Source organism: Neisseria sp. P0021.S006, assembly GCF_051956895.1.
The window spans coordinates 1-515 of the sequence record NZ_JBQCWZ010001055.1; the positions used below are offsets into that span (position 1 = coordinate 1).

The 515-nt window shown below is 51.3% G+C and carries 1 protein-coding gene; it reads left to right on the forward strand.

Going from position 1 to position 515, the window contains the following annotated elements; translation table 11 throughout:
* On the forward strand, positions 1-435 hold a 435-nt coding region (locus ACTHUM_RS18690; RefSeq protein WP_440403780.1), incomplete at its 5' end, for a TrmH family RNA methyltransferase.
* Positions 436-515 lie beyond the last annotated feature (80 nt).

Consider the following 515-nt stretch of genomic DNA (forward strand, 5'->3'; position numbering starts at 1 on the left):
GTACAAGACCCCGGCAATGCAGGGACGATTTTGCGCAGCGCGGCGGCAGCCGGAGTCAGGCAAATCGTGTGCGGCAATGATTCCGTGGATATCTGGTCGCCTAAAGTGTTGCGAGCGGGGATGGGTGCACATTTTTTGCTGTCTATTTTTAGCCGAGTGGAATTATCCGCTTGGATGGAAACGTATCAGCATCAAATTTGGGCAACCGCCTTGGGCGGGCGCAATATCGGTTTGTATGAAATGGACCTCAGCCGACCTTGCGCTTGGGTGTTTGGCAACGAAGGCAGCGGCGTGAGCGAAACGGTAAAAGAGAAGGCCGATGCCTGTGTCAAAATTCCCATGTTGGGGCAAACCGAATCTCTGAATGTCGCGATGGCGGCAACGGTTTGTCTGTTTGAACAAATGCGGCAGCGTATCCATGCCCAGGCCGTCTGAAAACAATAATACGATTTTATTTTAAGGAACAAAAATGCAAATACTGACTTTTGATGAAGCGGCACGCAGCCGATTGATGG